A 17124-nucleotide genomic window follows, 5' to 3' on the forward strand; every position below is an offset into this window, starting at 1 on the left:
CGGCGGTCCCCGGAAGCTAACCTGCGGGCATGACCGCACCCGCGTACCGCCGGCTGAGCGTCGAGGAGCGGCGGGCCCAGCTCCTCGACGCGGCCCTGTCGCTGTTCGCGCACCGGGCACCCGAAGACGTCTCCCTCGACGGCGTCGCCGAGGCCGCGGGCGTCTCGCGGCCCCTGGTGTACCGCTACTTCCCGGGCGGCAAGCAGCAGCTGTACGAGGCCGCACTGCGCTCCGCCGCCGACCGGCTCGACCAGTGCTTCGCCGTACCGCAGACCGGGCCCCTCACCCGCCGCCTCTCCCTCGCCCTCGACCACTACCTGGCGTTCGTCGACGAGCACGACACCGGTTTCGCCGCCCTCCTGCAGGGCGGCAGCGTCGTCGAGACCTCCCGCACCACCGCCACCGTCGACGGAATCCGCCGCTCGGCCGCCCAGCAGATCCTCCTCCACCTCGCCGTGCCCACCCCCGGGCCGCGGCTGCGGATGATGGTCCGGACATGGATCACCGCCGTCGAGGCCGCCTCCCTCATATGGGTCGACGAAGGCAAACACCCCGACGCCGCAACCCTGCGGGACTGGCTCGTCGACCAGTTCATCGCCCTCCTGGCCGCCACCGCCGCCACCGACCCCGAAACCGCCGCGGCCGCCCGCGCCGCCCTCGCCCTGGAGGAGGCGGACGGGCCGGCCGGCCTCCTCGCCCGACGGGTCATCCCCGTGGTCTCCGAGGCCGCGCACCTGCTGTGAGCAGGGCCGGGCCGGAAGGCGTGGGGGACACTGGAGGCGTGAGAAGCGAACCCACCCCCTTCGAGGGCGGCCCGATGGACGGCCGGGTCCTGCCCGTCCTCGTCGGCCCCACCGGCCACCCCCCGAAGTGGTACGAGATCCCCGTCCCGGCGGCCGACGGCGGTGACCCGACCATCCTGCTGTACGAGCGCGTGCCCTCCGGGTACAGCAAGCGGCTGGCGCTCCAGAAGGGGTGGAAGTACGACTACCGGCCGGGCGGGGAGAAGCCGAAGCTGCGCTGGCCGTGGAGCAGGCCGACGGGGCGGTAGCGGCCCCTCCGCCTGAAGGCGGTACTGCGGCTCGCGCCGGTCCGCGCCGGTCCGCGCCGGCGGCGCCAGGGGCGTCAGCGGCGCCGGCGGCGCGAGGGGCCTCCGGGGCGTCAGTGGTCCGTGCGGCCCCGGCGGTGCATGGCGAAGGCCAGGCCCGCGGCGCCGACCGCCGCGATGCCGCCGCCCGCCGCGAGCAGCAGCAGCCCGTCGCCCGGCTCGTCGGCCAGGGTGTGCAGCCGCAGGGTGCCGGTCGTCCCGGCGGCGACGACCCGTCCGTCCCGGATTCCGGTCTTGTGGCCGCTCCCGTCCGCGTCCCCGGCTCCGCCCGCGGGGCGCGGACTCGCCGCGGTCGCCTGGCGTGCCGTCGCCGCCCCGCCGCCGACCCAGGAGTCCAGCCGGCCGTCCGGCCGCAGGGCCGCGTGCAGCGTGCCCGTCCCGCCGATGTCCGTGACCCCGTTCCGGCTGGTCAGCACCGCGGCTGTGACCCCGTCGGCGTCCAGGATCTCCGCCTCGTACGCCTCCCCGGCCCGGTAGACGTCCGCCCGGGACACCCCGTCCGCGAGCGCGACGCTCCGCAGGAGCGTGCGCGGGCCGGCGGACTGCGCCGCAGACGCGGCCGGCAGCCCCTCCGCCAGGGCGGAAGCCGTCGGCAGGGCGAGCAGCCCTGCGGCGCATGCGGCCACGGCTGCGGCACGAACGGGACGCCTGCTCAAGGGACTTCCTTCCGAGGTGGGGAACCAACGCCGACGCGCCCACCCTAGGAACCGGCCGTTGCGGTACCGCGATGAGCACGTAACAGCCACCCGGCGGAGAGCCGTAGATGCCGTTACACAACCGAGAAGTCCTCCGGGGGATTGCCACCGGACGCCCCGGCTGCTCCCATGAACGGCGGGGGGTGAAGCCGATGCCCGAACCCGTGCCCGCACGGCTCACAGTGCTGCCGAGCGGCCGCCCCGGCCGCGGCCGGCTCTACGTGAACCTGCCCGACGGCAGGGCAGTGGCCTGGTACGACCGGCAGGCCAACCGGATCAGCCTGCTCGCCGACCCGCACCGCGAAGCGGTCCTCGCCGCCCTGCGGCCCTACCTCACCGGGGCCCCGGCCGTCGGCCCGCCGCCCGTGCCGACCGCCGCCGCGCTGCGCCGCCTCGCGCTGCCACCGGACCGGGACCTCGCCCCCAACCGGCCCGGCGAAGCCCTGCTCGGCGAACTGGCCTTCGGGTCGCCGGGCGGGCGGGAACGGCACCGCATACGGCAGGCGCTGGGTGTGCAGCAGCGCATGGGGGACCGGCTCGACGGGCTCGAAGGGGGCGGCTGGCGGATCCTGCACTGCGTGCCGGTGAGGGGGCTCGGCCGGATCGACCACCTGGTGATCGGACCCGGCGGGGTGTTTTGCGTGCGGACCGTCGCGGGGCGGCGGCAGCGGGTCGTCGTCGGGGACCTGCTGATCGGCGTCGGCCGGTCCGAACCGCGTCCGGAACCCCGCTGGATCCGCCGGGCGGCAGCCGCCGCGGCCGGTGCGCTCGGGACGCCGGTCGGAGCGGCGCTGGCCGTCGTGGACGCCTCCCGCCTCGACGTCGCGCCCACCGTCCGCGACATCCGGGTGCTGGAGCCGGCCACGGCGCCGGCCGCCTTCGCGGCGGCCCCGGCGACCCTCAAACCGCCGGAGGTGGAGGCGCTGTTCGGGCTCGCGCGGGACATCCGGACCTGGCGGGGGTGGTGAGGGGGCGCTACGCCGAGCTGCGCTTCCTCGGGGCCGCCTTCTTCGCCGCGGCCGTCTTCCCGGCCGCCGTCTTGGCCGTCGACTTCGTGGCGGACGCCTTCGTCCGGGACGCCTTCGTCTCGGACGCCTTGGCCGTCGACTTCCCCGACGCCGATGTCGACGTCGACTTGCGTGCCTTCGCGGTCGCCGGCTGGGAGCGGGCGGCCGTCGACTTCTTGCCGCCGACCGCCTTCGGGGCGGCAGGCGCCGTCTTGCGGGTGCGCCGCATCGGAGTGACCTCCGCCTCCTCCCTCTCCTCCCTCTCCTCCTTCCCCGCCTTCCCCTCCTTGCCCTCCTGCGGCGTGCCCTCGCGGGAGGCCTTCGCCGCCTTCACGCTCTTCTCCAGCGCCGCCATCAGGTCGATGACCTTGCCGCCCGCCGGCTGGACCTCCGCCTCCGACGGCGGTTCGAACGCGCCGCCCGCCTTCGCCTCGATCATCGCCTCGACGGCCTCGCGGTACTCGTCCTTCAGCGACGACATCTCCACCTCGCCGAGCGTCGCCATCAGCGCGTCCGCCAGGTCCAGCTCCGCGTCCCGCACCGCCACCGACGACTCGGGGGCCACCCCCTCCGGCCGGCGGATCTCGTCCGGCCACAGCAGGCCGTGCATGGCGATCACGTCGTCCACCACGCGCAGCATGCCCAGGCGCTCGCGGCCGCGCAGCGCGAACTTGGCGATGGCGACCCGGCGGCTGCGCTTCAGGGCCTCGCGCAGCAGGGTGTACGGCTTGGCGGCCGTCGCGCCGTTCGCCGCCAGGTAGTACGCCGCGTCCATCTGGAGGGGGTCGATCTCGTCCGCCGGGACGAAGGAGACGATCTCGATCGTCTTCGCCGTGGAGATCGGCAGCTGGGCCAGGTCCTCGTCGGTGATCGGGATGATCGAGCCGTCCGCCTCCTCGTAGCCCTTGCCGATCTCGGCGCCCGACAGCTCCTCGCCGTCCAGCTCGCACACCTTGCGGTAGCGGACACGCCCGCCGTCCTCCAGGTGGATCTGGCGGAACGAGATCGCATGGCTCTCAGTGGCGTTCACCAGCTTGATCGGGATGCTGACCAGGCCGAAGGAAATGGCGCCGTTCCAGATGGATCGCACGGTTCCTCCCGTTTCGTGGCAATCTCATCGTATGACGCCGATCACCATGGTGGAGGGGCGCCGCATCTCGCTCAGCAACCTGGACAAGGTCATCCACCCCGAGACCGGCTTCACCAAGGGCGAGGTACTGCACTACTACGCCACCGTCGCGAAGTTCCTGCTGCCGCACATCCAGGACCGGCCGGTTTCGTTCCTGCGCTATCCGGACGGACCCGAGGGGCAGCTCTTCTTCACGAAGAACCCGCCGCCCGGCACCCCCGACTGGGTGAAGACCGCGCCGGTGCCCCGGTCCGACGACCCCTCCGCCGAGCAGATCGTCGTCTCCGACCTGCCCTCCCTGATGTGGGCCGCCAACCTCGTCGTGGAGTTCCACGTCCCGCAGTGGACCGCCGGCAGCCCCGGCATCGCCAACCGCCTCATCCTCGACCTCGACCCCGGCGCGCCCGCCACCGTCGTCGAGTGCTGCGCCGCTGCCGTGTGGCTGCGGGAACGGCTCGCCGCGGACGGACTGCGGGCCTGCGCCAAGACCTCCGGGTCCAAGGGGCTGCACCTGTCCGTGCCGCTCGAGCCCGTCCCCTCGGAGCAGGTGTCCGCCTACGCCAAGGCCCTGGCCCAGGAGGCGGAGCGGGCGCTGCCCGATCTTGTCGTGCACCGCATGGCGAAAGCGCTGCGGCCCGGGAAGGTCTTCGTCGACCACAGCCAGAACGCCGCCGCCAAGACCACCGCCGCGCCGTACACGCTGCGGGCCCGTGCCCGGCCCACCGTCTCCGCGCCCGTGTCGTGGAAGGAGGTGGAGGCCTGCCGCAACCCTGCTGACCTGGTGTTCCTCGCCGACGACATCCTGCCCCGGATCGAACGGGACGGCGACCTGTCCGCCGTCCTCCTCGACCCCGCCGCCGCCCACCGGCTGCCCGGAGCGCGGCCGTGATCCGCGTCGCCCTCGCCGCATCCGTACGCACCCTGCCGCGGGGCGCGGGGCTCGCGTACGAGCCGAAGTTCGACGGGCACCGGCTCGTCGTGATCCGGAAGCCGGAGGGCGTGGTGCTCCAGGCGCGGTCCGGGCGGATCGTGAGCGGCGCCTTCCCCGACCTCGTCGCGGCCGCGCTGCAGCTGCCCGCCGACACCGTCCTCGACGGGGAGGTCGTCGTCTGGCACGCCGGGCGCACCGACTTCGCCCTCGTGCAGCGGCGGGCCGCAGCGGCGACAGCCGCCCGGGCCGCCGTACTCGCGCAGAGCCACCCCGCCTCGTACGCGGCCTTCGACGTCCTGGAACTCGCCGGGCTCGACGTCCGGGCCCGGCCCTACGAGCGGCGCCGCGCCCTCCTCGTCGACCTGCTGCTGCCCCTCGGGCCGCCCCTTCAGCCCGTCCCCATGACCACCGATCCGGAGCTGGCCGCCACCTGGTACGAGACGCTCCCCGCCAGCGGCATCGAAGGGCTCGTGGTCAAACGGCTCGACCAGCCCTACCCGGCGGGGCGGCGGGGCTGGCAGAAGCTGCGGCACACGGAGGTCCGGGACGCCGCCGTCGTCGGCTACACCGGGACGGAGCGGAGGCCGCAGGCGCTGGTGCTCGTGCTGCCCGTCGGGGACGGGACGCCCGTCGTCTCCAGCCCGCTGTCCGCCGGACTGCGCGGGGAGGTCGCCGCCGAGCTGGCCGCCCGGGGGGCCGGCGCCCCGGCGGTGCGCACGGCCACCGCCGTCGGCGTGGGCGACGTCGCCTACCGGGTGCTCGACCCGCCGCTGTCCGCCGAGGTGCGGCACACCTCCACGCGGCACCCGCCGCCCGAGGTGCTGCGGCTGCGGACACCGCTCTGACCTGCGCCGCGAAGGCACAGGTCAGAGCTGTTTGCGCAGGTCAGGAGTGGGCGCCGCGGCCCGCGTCCGGCGGGGACCCCGGCTGCGGGTGCGGGCCCGGCCCCTCCGCGCGCCGGTAGCCGGACTCCCGGCGGGCGCGGACCTCGTCCGGGTGCTCGGAGGTCGTCGACCCGAAGTTCCCGTAGCCCTGCATCTCGTGCGGGCGCAGACCGCCCTCCGGGATGCCGACGGAGTCGCGCTCCTCGCGGACCTCGTACACCGCCCCGCCCTCCGGCACATGCGGCTGGCTCTCGGCGTCCGGCGGCGGCGGCTCCTTGGCCCGGACCCGCTGCCCCAGCTTGAAGCCGGCCAGCAGGAAGCCCGCGATCAGGATGCCGACCACGAAGAACCAGGCGATGTCGGTGAGAGTCGCGTCGACCGCGATGTAGCTCATGTCCATACGAGCCATTTTCCCGGTTTTCTGGTGATTCACCCGGGGAGAAATGGTTCCCGCCGATCCGATTGCCCCCGGGGCCGGAGGGTATGCGCCGCGGGCGACCGACCGGAGAGAGGAGCCGGGCCATGCCCCGCGGATCGTCACCCAAGCGCGAACGGCAGTACGAGCACATCAAGGAGAGCGCGGAGGAGCGCGGCGTACCCGAGGCCCGTGCCAAGGAGATCGCCGCCCGCACCGTCAACAAGGTCCGCGCCCAGGAAGGCGAGGCCGAGACGGCGAGCAGGCTGTCCCTGGAGGACATGCCCCCGTCGCGGCGCGGCGGCCTGCACTCCCACGAGGGAGCACAGGGACCGACGTACGCGCAGCTGTACGAGGAGGCCCGGAGGCGCAACGTCCGCGGCCGCTCCGACATGAACAAGGCACAGCTCAAGCGGGCCCTCGGGAAATAGGCGTCAGCGCAGGGGGCCGTCCGTGTCGCGGAGCGGCCGGACGCCGCGCCCGGCCAGCACCGCGAGGATCTCCGCGCAGATCGCGAGGGCCGTCTCGGCAGGCGTACGGGCGCCCAGGTCCAGGCCGATCGGCCCGTGCACCCGCGACAGCTCCGCCTCCCGCACGCCCGCGGCCCGAAGCCCCTCGCGCCGCCGGGCCGTCGTCTTCCGCGAGCCCAGCGCGCCCACGTACGGAACCCCCAGCTCCAGCGCCGCCCGCAGGGCCGGCACGTCGAACTCCGGATCGTGGCTCAGCATCACCAGGCACGCCGCGTCCCGCCGCGCCGCCAGCAGCTCCTCCGCCTCCGCGGCACCGGCCACGCACTCCGCCTCCCAGCCCAGCAGCCGCGCCTGCGCCCCGATCACCTCCGCCAGCTCGCCGCCGCCCCCGACCACCAGGTGCGGGGCCGACGGAAACGCCTCCACCAGCACCAGCCCCGCCTGCCCGTACAGGGCGTCCCGACCCGCACGGCGCGCCGCCAGCAGCTCCCCGGCCCGCCGTACGGCCTCGTCCGCCGACCCGTCCGCCGCGTCCACGACCTCGCTCACCGCCCTGTCCGCCCGCTCGTTCAGCCGCGTCACCAGCGCCACCCCTGCCCCCCGGCCCAGCAGCTCCCACCACCGCGCCGGCACCGACGCCAGCGGCTGCAGCAGGACCTCCGCCCGGCCGCCGCAGGTCAGCCGCGCCGCCGCCGCGCCCTCCGCCCCGACCGACACCTCGCACACCCGGGCCGTGTCCCCGGCCCGCCACGCCGCCGCCTCCGCCACCAGCTCGGCGTCGAAGACGCCCCCGTACAGCGAGCCCGCACACCCGCCGCGGGCGTCCACCAGCAGGGCCCCGGCCGGCTCCCGCGGGCCGAAGCCCTGCTCGGCGACCGGGCGGGCCAGGAACGCCGCCCGCCCCTCGGCCGTCCACCGCTGCGCCGCCTCCACCAGTCCGCGCATCGCGCTGCTCCCTCCTCGTCGTCAGAGCGCCGTCGTCGCCGGGGCCGCCGATGCGTGCCGCGGCCCCATCACCAACCTATGCACGCCGCCCGTGCCCACCCATGCCCCGAACCCACAGACCGCGGGGACCGCCCTCGTACGGACCACCGGGCCGACGCGGCGGCCGGCGGCACTTGCGGATCGCCCCCCGATGGGGTTCCGTCGAAAGGGAGAGGCCTAGCGAGGACCCATGTTCTTCACCGACCGCGACGACGCGGGACGACGACTCGCCGAAGCGCTCAGGGCGTACGCGGCGGAGGACCCCGTCGTCCTCGGCCTCCCGCGCGGCGGAGTCCCCGTCGCCTACCACGCGGCCCGCGCCCTCGGCGCCCCCCTCGACGTGGTCGTCGTCCGCAAGCTCGGGGTGCCGTACCAGCCCGAGCTGGCGTTCGGGGCGATCGGCGAGGGCGGCGTACGCGTCATCAGCGACGACATCGTCCGCCGCGGCCGGATCAGCGAGGCGGACATCGCCCGCGTCGAACGCGCCGAACAGGAGGAACTCCGCCGCCGCGCCGACCGCTTCCGCTCCGGCCGCGCCCCCGTCCCCCTCGACGGCCGCACCGCGATCGTCGTCGACGACGGCATCGCGACGGGCGCCACCGCGGCCGCCGCCTGCCGCGTCGTCCGGGCCCACGGCGCGCGCCGCGTCGTGATGGCGGCGCCGGTGGCCGCACCCGACGCGGTGGCCCGCCTCGCCGAGGCCGCGGACGAGGTGGTCACCCTGGCGGAACCGGCCGCGTTCTCCGCGGTGGGCCAGTGGTACCGCGACTTCGACCAGACCCCGGACGACGCGGTGGTCGCCCTCCTGGCCAGGGCGGCGGCCGAAAGGACCGGCGAAACATGAGGCAGCGGACCGACCCGACCCCCGTGGTGATCGACGCGGCGGGCCTCCCGCTGGAAGGCGACCTGGCCCTCCCCCCGAACACCCCCGCCGTCGTCCTCTTCGCCCACGGCTCCGGCAGCAGCCGCCACAGCCCCCGCAACCGGCAGGTCGCCGACACCCTCGTCCGCGCCGGCCTCGGCACGCTCCTCTTCGACCTGCTGACCCCGCAGGAGGAAGGGGACCGCGCCCGCGTCTTCGACATCCCGACCCTGGCAGGCCGCCTCACCGCGGCGACGGCCTGGCTGCGCACCCGCCCGGGAACCCCGCCCGCCCTGGCCTACTTCGGGGCGAGCACGGGCGCGGCCGCAGCCCTGACGGCAGCCGCCGCCCCGGACTCCCCGGTCTACGCGGTGGTCTCCCGCGGCGGCCGCCCCGACCTCGCGGACCACCTCCCCGCGGTCCGCGCCCCCACCCTCCTCATCGTCGGCGGCGACGACACCCAGGTCCTGATGCTGAACCGCGAGGCGCAGTCCCGCCTCCGCTGCGAAAGCCGCCTGGAGGTGGTGGAGGGCGCAACCCACCTCTTCGAGGAACCGGGCGCCCTGGAGGAAGTCGCCACCCTGGCCACCAGGTGGCTCACCACCCACCTCCCCGGCCGCAGTGGCGCGGCCCCGTCTCAGACCTGAGGCGCGAAACCGACGAACCCGGCCCAGGCGGCGGGGGAGAGGGCGATCCGGGGCCCGTCCTGCACCTTGGAGTCACGGACGTGGACGGCGTGCGCACCAGCGGCAACCTCGACACAGCTGTCTCCGTCGCCGCTGCTGTAGCTGCTTTTGAACCAGGCCAGTTCATGCGCGTTCATAGTGCTCCTCGCATCTCCCGCAGCAGGCCCGCGGAGTCCTCCAAGGAGAGGGCCTGTGCGCGCATCCTGGCATATCGCCGTTGGAGCACGCTGATCTCCTTCGGGTCGGCGAAGAAGAGGCCTCCACGCTGCCCCTCGTTGTAGGCGAACCAGCGGGCCTCTGACGTCTCCAACAGCTGCACGGGCCCGGCAAGCCCCGCATGTGAAGGACGTACCAGCGGCATCACCTGGATCTCCACGTTGCGCAGGCGGGCGACCTCCAGTACGTGCTCGATGAGCATCCGGGTCACCTCCACCCCGCCCGTCCTCCGCAGGAACAGGTGTTCCTCCAGGATGAAGCCGAAGGTCGTGTTCGGGCGTTCCCGCAGCAGTCGCTGCCGTTCCGCCCGCGCCGCCCACTGCGCCTCGATCTGTTCGTCGCTCAGCGGCGGCAGCTGGTCCACGAACAGGGTGCGCGCGTACGACTCGGGCTGCAAGAGGCCAGGGACCATCCGGCACTCGTACGTGTACAGGGTGACCGCCTCCGCCTCCAACCCCGCCCACCGCCGGAACCAACTGGCCAGTCCCGGCTGCCGCGACAGATGCAGGGCCGCCTGCCGCAGCGCGCCCGTGTTCCCCAGTGCCTCCTCCGCCTGCTCCACGAAATGCCGGTCCGGCATCCTCCTGCCCTGCTCGACGGAGGCCACGGTGTGCCGTGAGAAACTGACCCGCTCCGCGAACTCCGCACGGCTCAGGCCCGCATGCTCCCGCAGGGCCTGGACGACCGCGCCGAACGTGCGCAGGCTGTCCGACGCCTCCGGCTCCCCGCCGACCGGGCCGCAGCCGCCCGCCGCCTCCGCGCCAGCACCGCCCTGGTCCGTGTTCCCGTAGGCCATCCCGGCCCACCTCCCGCGCACGTGCCCGCTTACCGCTCCCGACCCGCCCCATGGTCACGGACCGTGACGCGTACTGTCCACCCTCCGTACGCGTACGCTGACGCGGCGTACGCGGTGGGTCCCTGGTGAACGGCTCGCCCCCGCCCCCACATTGGGGTCATGACACCCCACTCCACCGAACGGACTCTGCCTGCGCCGGTCACCGTACGTGTGTTCTCCGAGCGGTTCCGCTCCACCCGCCGCGGTGCCCGCCTCGCCCGCTGCCTCGCCGTGCACCAGCTCCAGGCGTGGGGCATCAGGTCCGACACCGTCCTCTCCCACGACGCGGCGCTCGTCATCGCCGAACTCACCGCCAACGCCGTCACGCACGGCCGTCTGCCGGGAAGGGACTTCGCACTCACCCTCACCCTCGCTCCCGACACCCTCCGCATCGAGGTCTCCGACACCCGCAGCGAGCGCCTCCCGCCCACCCCGGCCACAGAGCCGCCACCGCTCTCCGAATCGGGCAGGGGCCTGCTCCTCGTCCAATCCCTCGCAACCCACTGGGAGGTCCACCCGCGCACCCCCGTCGGCAAGACGATCTCCGCGCACCTGCCCATCCCCCGTTGACCTCCGGGTGGGGGGCTTGCGTTGGGAGGCCGGTACCGAACCTCGTGGCGGCGGGTTGCCGTCGTCGCCTGGGTGTTTACGAGTCTGGGCGCTCGCCGGATCGGAGCCCTGCTCGTCCCGGTGCATCTCTGACGTAGCCCGCGGACGGAAGGAGGTGCCCCATGTCGAAGGGGAGGGCGAAGGCGTCGTCGGCCACGGGGAGGAGCAGCCGCCAAGCCGAGGTCAGGTTCTCGACAGCCGGCTTCCGCCCGGTGAGCGTGTGCACGGCCGAGGTCCGGTCGGGCCGGCGGAGGGCTGCCGATCACCCCGTGGCAGACGGGTGCGTGAGTACCGGCAGCGGCCACCTCCTCGACGGCGAAGCCGTGATCGCGCTCGTGCCGCGCGTTCCCCGTGCGGCCCACGCGCCCCTCGCGCGGGACCTGCGCAACAACGACAAAGGCCCGGACTCAGTGGGACTGAGTTCGGGCCTTCATGCTTGGCACTTCAGCTGGTCAGCGACACTTGCACACTGAACGGCTGGAGTGCCCCCGGCAGGATTCGAACCTGCGCACACGGCTCCGGAGGCCGTTGCTCTATCCCCTGAGCTACGGGGGCGTGTCGTTCGCTGTGCGGCGACGGGTTGAACACTACCAGCTCCCGCGGGGTGATCAGAAACCGTTTCCGGGGGACGGGGGAGCGGGTCGCCCGGACGGGGTGGAAGTGGCGAAAACCCGGACGCGGGGGCCGCAGCCGACCTACTCTCGAGTTGTGCCAGGCGCCTCGGGCCGGGTCCTTGTCGTCGACGACAACAAGGTCATCCGGCAGCTGATCAAGGTCAATCTCGAGCTGGAGGGCTTCGAGGTCGTGACCGCGAGCGATGGTGCCGAGTGTCTGGACATCGTGCACGACGTGGCCCCCGATGTGATCACCCTTGATGTGGTCATGCCCCGGCTCGACGGGTTCGGGGCCGCCGCGCGGCTCAAGGCCGACCCGCGGACCCGGGACCTGCCCGTCGCCATCATCAGCGCCTGCACCCAGTACGAGGTGGAGTCCGGCATCGAGGCCGGGGTCGACGCCTTCATCGCGAAGCCCTTCGAGCCCGCCGAGCTGGTGCAGGTGGTGCGCCGCCTCGTCGAGCGCCGCGGCCGCCGGGAGCGCAGGGGAGCCGGAGCCGGGCAGCGGGGCTGATCCCGGGGGTGTTTCCCCCGGGCATTTCACATCGCGGAATCGGTCGCGGTGGGGCGGGAATTCTGGCCTAGGCTGGTTCCCGTGACCCCCGCCGACCTCACCCGCACCGTCGTGCGCGCCGTGCGCTGCGCCGTCGCGGACGGGGAGCTGCCCGAGGGGGCCGCCGTGCCCGAGCGGGTCGTCATCGAGCGGACCCGGCCCGGCGGGGTGGGGGAGTACGCCACCCCCGTCGCCTTCCAGGTCGCCAAGGGTGCCGGTGGAGCCTCGCCCGTCGACGTGGCCCGGGTGCTGGCGGCACGGCTCGGGCTTGAGGCCGGGATCGAGCGTGTCGAGGTCACCGGTGCGGGGTTCCTGAATTTCGTCCTGGGCGAGTCGGCCGTCGCCGGGGTTGTCGCCGACGCGGCCGTACGGGGCCGGCGGTATGCCGATGTCGCCGCCGGGGTCCCGCTGCCCGCCGGCGAGCTGCGGGAGCAGGCCGTCCGGGCCGCCGTGCGGCGGATCCGGATCGCACAGGGCGACGCCCCTGACGGTCCTCCGTCTGACGTCGCGCCCGTCGCGCGGAAGGACGGGGACGTCGCCGCCTCGTACGGGACCGATGCCGCACTGTGGGCCGTGCTGCGCATGCCCGCGCACGAGACGCCGGCCTTCGGGCCGTGGCTGCTCCGGCAGGACGAGTCCAGTGAGTTCTTCCGCGTCCGGTACGGCCACGACCGGGCCCGTGCGCTGGTGCGCAACGCCGCCCTGCTCGGGTTCGCGCCCGAGGCCGGGCCCCTGGACGGCGGTGCCGACGCACTGCTGCGCGTCCTGCGCGATCATCCCCTCGCCCTCGAAGCCGCCGCGCACCGCCGGGCGCCCGAGTACCTCGCCCGCCACCTCGTCGAGCTCGCCGACGCCCTGCTCGGCTTCCAGTACGGCGTCCTGCCCCTCGGAGACGAGAAACCCTCGGCCGCCCACCGCGCCCGGCTGGCCCTCGCCGAAGCCGCCGGGGCGGTGCTGGCCGGCGGCCTGGCCCTGCTCGGCATCGACGCCCCCGACCGCCTGTGATCCGCGAAGAGAGACACCGATGAGCCGTTCCGCGCACCCCGCCGGGCCCCGCCACGCCGACGTCCTGCCCGAGGGCCACTACTCCCCGCCGCCCGCCGACCTCAACGCCCTCGACGAGAAGGTCTGGTCCCGGACCGTCCGGCGCGGCGACGACGGCGTCGTCTCCGTCGGCGGCATCGAGGTCACCCGCCTCGCCGAGGAGTTCGGGACGCCCGCCTACTTCCTCGACGAGGAGGACTTCCGGGCCCGCTGCCGCGCCTGGGCGCACGCCTTCGGCCCCGGCGCCGACGTCTTCTACGCCGGCAAGGCCTTCCTCTCCAAGGCCGTCGTCCGCTGGCTGAAGGAGGAGGGGCTCAACCTCGACGTGTGCTCCGGCGGCGAGCTCGCCACCGCCCTCGCCGCCGGCATGCCTGCCGAGCGCATCGCCTTCCACGGCAACAACAAGTCCGCCGCCGAGATCACCCGCGCCGTCGAGGCGGGTGTCGGCCGCATCGTCCTCGACTCCTTCCAGGAGATCGCCCGCGTCGCCCACACCGCCCGCGAGCACGGCGTCCGCCAGCCCGTGCAGATCCGCGTCACCGTCGGCGTCGAGGCGCACACCCACGAGTTCATCGCCACCGCGCACGAGGACCAGAAGTTCGGCATCGCCGTCGCCGACGGGTCCGCCGCCGAGGCCGTACGCCGCGCCCTCGGCCACGACAGCCTGGAGCTCCTCGGCGTCCACTCCCACATCGGCTCGCAGATCTTCGACATGGCCGGCTTCGAGGTCTCCGCACGCCGCGTCGTGCAGCTGCTGGCCGCCGTACGCGACGAGCACGGCGTCGAGCTCCCCGAGATCGACCTCGGCGGCGGCCTCGGCATCGCCTACACCTCCGCCGACGACCCGCGCGAGCCCCACGAGATCGCCAAGGCCCTCCACGAGATCGTCGCCCGCGAGTGCGAGGCCGCCGGGCTGCGCGCGCCCCGCATCTCCGTCGAGCCGGGCCGCGCCATCGTCGGCCCGACCGCCTTCACCCTCTACGAGGTCGGCACCGTCAAGCCGCTGCCCGGGCTGCGCACGTACGTGTCGGTCGACGGCGGCATGTCCGACAACATCCGCACCGCGCTCTACGACGCCGAATACTCGATCGCGCTCGTCTCGCGCACCTCCGACGCCGAGCCGGTCCTCGTCCGCGTCGTCGGCAAGCACTGCGAGAGCGGCGACATCGTCGTCAAGGACGCCTACCTGCCGGCCGACCTGGCCCCCGGCGACCTCGTCGCCGTGCCCGCGACCGGTGCGTACTGCCGCTCCATGGCCAGCAACTACAACCACGCGCTCCGCCCGCCCGTCGTCGCCGTGCGCGACGGGGCGGCCCGGGTGATCGTCCGGCGCGAGACGGAGGAAGATCTCCTGCGCCTCGACGTCGGATGATGAAATAGATGTCTCACGCATTGGACCGAAGGTGGAAACTTGTGTCCATTGCGTGAGACTGGTCCAGACTTGACGCGCAATTCCGCGCGCCGGGTGCCGAGGGAAGATCGAAAGGCGTAGGTCGAATGATGCGTACGCGTCCGCTGAAGGTGGCGCTGCTGGGCTGTGGTGTGGTCGGCTCAGAGGTGGCGCGCATCATGACGACGCACGCCGACGACCTCACGGCGAGGATCGGCGCGCCCGTCGAGCTCGCGGGCGTGGCCGTCCGCCGCCCCTCAAAGGTCCGCGAGGGCATCGACCCCGCACTGATCACCACCGACGCCACCGCCCTGCTCAAACGGGGCGACATCGACGTCGCCATCGAGGTCATCGGCGGCATCGAGCCGGCCCGCACCCTGATCACCACCGCGTTCGAGCACGGCATCTCCGTCGTCTCCGCGAACAAGGCGCTCCTCGCGCAGGACGGCGCCGCCCTGCACGCGGCCGCCGGGCAGGCCGGGCTCGACCTCTACTACGAGGCGGCCGTCGCCGGCGCCATCCCGCTGATCCGGCCGCTGCGCGAGTCCCTCGCCGGCGACAAGATCAACCGGGTGATGGGCATCGTCAACGGCACGACGAACTTCATCCTCGACAAGATGGACGCCACCGGCGCCGGCTACCAGGAGGCGCTCGACGAGGCGACCGCCCTCGGCTACGCCGAGGCCGACCCCACCGCCGACGTCGAGGGCTACGACGCCGCCGCCAAGGCCGCCATCCTCGCCGGCATCGCCTTCCACACCCGCGTCCACCTCGACGATGTCTACCGCGAGGGCATGACCGAGGTCAGCGCCGCCGACTTCGCCTCCGCCAAGCGCATGGGCTGCACCATCAAGCTCCTCGCGATCCTGGAGCGCGCCGCCGACGGCGAGTCCGTCACCGCGCGCGTCCACCCCGCGATGATCCCGCTCAGCCACCCGCTCGCCTCCGTCCGCGAGGCGTACAACGCCGTCTTCGTCGAGGCGGAGGCCGCCGGGCGGCTGATGTTCTACGGGCCCGGCGCGGGCGGCGCACCGACCGCCTCAGCGGTCCTCGGCGACCTCGTCGCCGTCTGCCGGAACAAGCTCGCCGAGGCAACGGGGCCCGGCGAGTCGGCCTACACCCAGCTGCCGGTCAGCCCCATGGGCGACGTCGTCACCCGGTACCACATCAGCCTCGATGTGGCCGACAAGCCGGGTGTCCTCGCCCAGGTGGCCACGTGCTTCGCGGAGCACGGGGTGTCGATCGACACGGTCAGGCAGCAGGGCAAGGACGGCGAGGCCTCCCTCGTCGTCGTCACCCACCGCGCGCCCGACGCCTCCCTTTCCGGGACCGTCGAGGCCCTGCGGAAGCTGGACACCGTCCGCGGTGTCGCCAGCATCATGCGTGTTGAAGGGGAGTAAGGACCCATGAGCAGCAATCGCACCCACCAGTGGCGCGGCATCATCGAGGAGTACCGGGACCGCCTGCCGGTGACGGACGCGACGCCCGTGGTCACGCTCCGCGAGGGCGGCACTCCCCTCGTGCCCGCGCAGGTGCTCTCCGAGCGCACCGGCTGCGAGGTGCACCTCAAGGTCGAGGGTGCGAACCCGACCGGGTCGTTCAAGGACCGCGGCATGACCATGGCCATCACCAAGGCCAAGGAGGAGGGCGCACAGGCGGTCATCTGCGCGTCCACCGGCAACACCTCCGCCTCCGCCGCCGCGTACGCGGTGCGCGCCGGCATGGTCTCCGCCGTGCTCGTCCCCCGCGGCAAGATCGCCCTCGGCAAGATGGGCCAGGCGCTGGTGCACGGCGCCAAGATCCTCCAGGTGGACGGCAACTTCGACGACTGCCTCGACCTCGCCCGCGCGCTGTCCGACAACTACCCGGTGGCGCTGGTCAATTCCGTCAACCCGGTGCGCATCGAGGGCCAGAAGACGGCCGCGTTCGAGATCGTCGACGCGCTCGGCGACGCCCCCGACATCCACGTGCTGCCCGTCGGCAACGCCGGCAACATCACGGCGTACTGGAAGGGCTTCAAGGAGTACAAGGCCGACGGCCTGGCCTCCCGTACGCCCCGCGTGTGGGGTTTCCAGGCCTCCGGCTCCGCTCCGATCGTGCGCGGCGAGGTCGTCAAGGAGCCGCACACCATCGCCACGGCCATCCGCATCGGCAACCCCGCCTCCTGGGAGTACGCGCTGGCCGCGCGCGACGAGTCGGGCGGCTTCATCGACGAGGTGACGGACCGCCACATCCTCGCCGCCTACCGGCTGTTGGCCTCGCAGGAGGGCGTCTTCGTCGAGCCGGCGTCCGCCGCGTCCGTCGCGGGCCTGCTCAAGGCCGCCGAGGCGGGGCTGGTCGACCCCGGCCAGAAGATCGTGTGCACCGTCACCGGCAACGGCCTGAAGGACCCCGACTGGGCGGTGGCCGGCGCCCCGCAGCCCGTCACCGTCCCGGTGGACGCCGAGGCCGCGGCCGCCCGCCTCGGACTGGTCTGACGCGCCGCCCCGGACCGGCTCTGCCCGGTCCGGGGCCGGCCGCGGCCGCAAAGGGGCCCCGACCGGCCCCGAGTTGCCGGGCTCCGGCTCCGCCGGAACGCCTCGCAACCCGCAGCGGCCCGGCCCCGGCCCCGGCCGACGAATCCGGCAACTCAGGCCGTACGGCACCAAAACCCACGGCCTGCGGGACCCGGGCGCGACACGCGTCGTGCGCC

General features: G+C 73.9%; 18 protein-coding genes, 1 tRNA gene and 1 pseudogene. 13 read left to right on the forward strand and 7 right to left on the reverse strand.

The window, feature by feature from the left end; translation table 11 throughout:
- The first annotated feature begins 29 nt into the window (after positions 1-29).
- Together C0216_RS05505 and C0216_RS05510 are read left to right on the forward strand one after the other, a co-directional pair.
- Positions 30-743: a TetR/AcrR family transcriptional regulator gene (locus tag C0216_RS05505; protein ID WP_114054170.1), complete on the forward strand. Its 714-nt coding sequence runs from the start codon at positions 30-32 to the stop codon at positions 741-743.
- A 38-nt stretch (positions 744-781) separates the two neighbouring features.
- Entirely contained in the window at positions 782-1051 is a 270-nt protein-coding gene (locus tag C0216_RS05510; protein WP_114054171.1) for a hypothetical protein, read from the forward strand.
- A gap of 110 nt (positions 1052-1161) precedes the next feature.
- Here C0216_RS05510 and C0216_RS05515 read toward each other — a convergent pair whose 3' ends face one another.
- A complete protein-coding gene (locus C0216_RS05515; protein WP_162793122.1) occupies positions 1162-1764 on the reverse strand; it encodes a hypothetical protein in 603 nt (200 codons plus the stop codon).
- A gap of 191 nt (positions 1765-1955) precedes the next feature.
- Between C0216_RS05515 and C0216_RS05520 the strand changes: the two genes are divergently transcribed.
- Positions 1956-2771, forward strand: a complete 816-nt coding sequence (locus C0216_RS05520; RefSeq protein WP_114058469.1) for a nuclease-related domain-containing protein — start codon at positions 1956-1958, stop codon at positions 2769-2771.
- Between the two features lie 7 nt (positions 2772-2778).
- Here the strand turns inward: C0216_RS05520 and C0216_RS05525 are convergent, their stop codons facing one another.
- Positions 2779-3900, reverse strand: coding sequence for a Ku protein (locus C0216_RS05525; protein ID WP_114054173.1), 1122 nt, complete (start codon positions 3898-3900; stop codon positions 2779-2781).
- Between the two features lie 31 nt (positions 3901-3931).
- Here C0216_RS05525 and ligD point away from each other — a divergent pair, with 31 nt between their 5' ends.
- Together ligD and C0216_RS05535 are read left to right on the forward strand one after the other, a co-directional pair.
- Positions 3932-4828 (forward strand): non-homologous end-joining DNA ligase, encoded by an 897-nt coding sequence (gene ligD, locus C0216_RS05530; RefSeq protein ID WP_114054174.1) that lies wholly within the window; start codon positions 3932-3934, stop codon positions 4826-4828.
- Positions 4828-5715, forward strand: coding sequence for an ATP-dependent DNA ligase (locus C0216_RS05535; RefSeq protein ID WP_114058470.1), 888 nt, complete (start codon positions 4828-4830; stop codon positions 5713-5715). Before ligD ends, C0216_RS05535 begins: the two co-directional genes overlap by 1 nt.
- A gap of 40 nt (positions 5716-5755) precedes the next feature.
- Here C0216_RS05535 and C0216_RS05540 read toward each other — a convergent pair whose 3' ends face one another.
- Entirely contained in the window at positions 5756-6154 is a 399-nt protein-coding gene (locus C0216_RS05540; protein WP_114054175.1) for a DUF6479 family protein, read from the reverse strand.
- 122 nt (positions 6155-6276) lie between these two features.
- Here C0216_RS05540 and C0216_RS05545 point away from each other — a divergent pair, with 122 nt between their 5' ends.
- Positions 6277-6600, forward strand: coding sequence for a plasmid stabilization protein (locus tag C0216_RS05545; RefSeq protein WP_114054176.1), 324 nt, complete (start codon positions 6277-6279; stop codon positions 6598-6600).
- 3 nt (positions 6601-6603) lie between these two features.
- Here the strand turns inward: C0216_RS05545 and C0216_RS05550 are convergent, their stop codons facing one another.
- A complete protein-coding gene (locus C0216_RS05550) occupies positions 6604-7584 on the reverse strand; it encodes an XdhC family protein (protein ID WP_114054177.1) in 981 nt (326 codons plus the stop codon).
- Positions 7585-7813: 229 nt separating this feature from the next.
- Here C0216_RS05550 and C0216_RS05555 point away from each other — a divergent pair.
- Positions 7814-9132 (forward strand): annotated as a pseudogene (locus tag C0216_RS05555) (phosphoribosyltransferase family protein).
- Here C0216_RS05555 and C0216_RS05560 read toward each other — a convergent pair.
- The gene (locus C0216_RS05560) at positions 9123-9308 is read right to left on the reverse strand and encodes a DUF397 domain-containing protein (protein ID WP_114054178.1); all 186 of its coding nucleotides are present in this window, start codon (positions 9306-9308) and stop codon (positions 9123-9125) included. The pseudogene C0216_RS05555 and the gene C0216_RS05560 sit on opposite strands and share 10 nt — an antisense overlap.
- The gene (locus C0216_RS05565) at positions 9305-10183 is read right to left on the reverse strand and encodes a helix-turn-helix domain-containing protein (protein ID WP_114054179.1); all 879 of its coding nucleotides are present in this window, start codon (positions 10181-10183) and stop codon (positions 9305-9307) included. The genes C0216_RS05560 and C0216_RS05565 overlap by 4 nt, the downstream gene beginning before the upstream one ends.
- A gap of 159 nt (positions 10184-10342) precedes the next feature.
- Here C0216_RS05565 and C0216_RS05570 point away from each other — a divergent pair, with 159 nt between their 5' ends.
- Positions 10343-10792, forward strand: a complete 450-nt coding sequence (locus C0216_RS05570) for an ATP-binding protein (protein WP_114054180.1) — start codon at positions 10343-10345, stop codon at positions 10790-10792.
- Positions 10793-11314: 522 nt separating this feature from the next.
- On the opposite strand, the gene C0216_RS05580 is transcribed toward C0216_RS05570, so the two are convergent.
- Positions 11315-11386, reverse strand: a tRNA-Arg gene (locus C0216_RS05580).
- Positions 11387-11539: 153 nt separating this feature from the next.
- On the opposite strand from C0216_RS05580, the gene C0216_RS05585 reads away from it, so the two are divergent.
- From C0216_RS05585 to thrC, 5 genes are all read left to right on the forward strand, one after another.
- Positions 11540-11959 carry a response regulator gene (locus C0216_RS05585; protein WP_428985397.1) on the forward strand — a complete coding sequence of 140 codons (420 nt, stop codon included), beginning with the start codon at positions 11540-11542 and terminating at the stop codon, positions 11957-11959.
- Between the two features lie 81 nt (positions 11960-12040).
- Positions 12041-13003: an ArgS-related anticodon-binding protein NrtL gene (nrtL, locus tag C0216_RS05590; protein ID WP_114054183.1), complete on the forward strand. Its 963-nt coding sequence runs from the start codon at positions 12041-12043 to the stop codon at positions 13001-13003.
- A gap of 19 nt (positions 13004-13022) precedes the next feature.
- Entirely contained in the window at positions 13023-14414 is a 1392-nt protein-coding gene (lysA, locus tag C0216_RS05595; RefSeq protein WP_114054184.1) for a diaminopimelate decarboxylase, read from the forward strand.
- Between the two features lie 125 nt (positions 14415-14539).
- The gene (locus C0216_RS05600; protein ID WP_162793123.1) at positions 14540-15832 is read left to right on the forward strand and encodes a homoserine dehydrogenase; all 1293 of its coding nucleotides are present in this window, start codon (positions 14540-14542) and stop codon (positions 15830-15832) included.
- A gap of 6 nt (positions 15833-15838) precedes the next feature.
- A complete protein-coding gene (gene thrC / locus C0216_RS05605; protein ID WP_114054185.1) occupies positions 15839-16909 on the forward strand; it encodes a threonine synthase in 1071 nt (356 codons plus the stop codon).
- Positions 16910-17124 lie beyond the last annotated feature (215 nt).

The organism is Streptomyces globosus (assembly GCF_003325375.1).
Taxonomy (GTDB): Bacteria; Actinomycetota; Actinomycetes; order Streptomycetales; family Streptomycetaceae; genus Streptomyces; species Streptomyces globosus_A.